Below are 700 nucleotides of genomic sequence, written 5' to 3' on the forward strand. Positions count from 1 at the left end.
AGTAGTATTAATAACTATATTAAAATTAATAAAATATTTTATTACATTATTCTATTTTTATAGTATTATTAACTTAATATAAGGGGGGACAAGTTATGATAAAAAAAATACCACATGCAGAATTAAAGGTTATGAAATTTATTTGGGGAGCAAATGATACAGTTACATCTAAACAGGTAATCGAAGCAATGGAAAAAAAATATAGTTGGAAACAAACAACTACGCTTGCACTTTTATCAAAACTTGTAAAAAAACAATTTCTTTCTGCCGAAAAACTTAACAGATATACTCATTATACGATAATAATAAAAGAAGATGATTATCTAAAATTTGAAACATTGGACTTTTTAAATATGGTACATGATAATTCAATCTTAAGTCTTGTTTCTTCAATAAATAATAAAAAGGTTGAAGATGAAAAACTAGACTTAATTCATGATTGTTTCAATAATTACTTTGATAACTTGAAAGGTGAATAATTTATGATTCACATATTTGAAAATATTTTAAATGCAACAATAGTATCAAATATTATAATCTGCATCTTTATATTATTAAAAACAAGTTTATTTAAATCTCTTAATAAAAAATTTAATTATTATATTTGGTTAATTGTCATTTTTAAAATGTTATTTTTTATGTTTACTTATTCAGTTTTTGTTGAGGATAAGGATTTTATTGATAAAATTTATAATTATAA

The 700-nt window shown here is 20.9% G+C and carries 1 protein-coding gene; it reads left to right on the top strand.

Going from position 1 to position 700, the window contains the following annotated elements; genetic code table 11:
- The first annotated feature begins 95 nt into the window (after positions 1 to 95).
- Entirely contained in the window at positions 96 to 479 is a 384-nt protein-coding gene (locus IR152_RS19775; RefSeq protein ID WP_227453509.1) for a BlaI/MecI/CopY family transcriptional regulator, read from the top strand.
- Positions 480 to 700: the final 221 nt, after the last annotated feature.

The organism is Clostridioides sp. ES-S-0108-01 (assembly GCF_020662285.1).
Lineage (GTDB): Bacteria > Bacillota > Clostridia > Peptostreptococcales > Peptostreptococcaceae > Clostridioides.

Excerpts from the sequence above, each read along its gene's own strand:
- IR152_RS19775 (WP_227453509.1), top strand. The coding sequence starts at position 96 with ATGATAAAAAAAATACCACATGCAGAATTAAAGGTTATGAAATTTATT.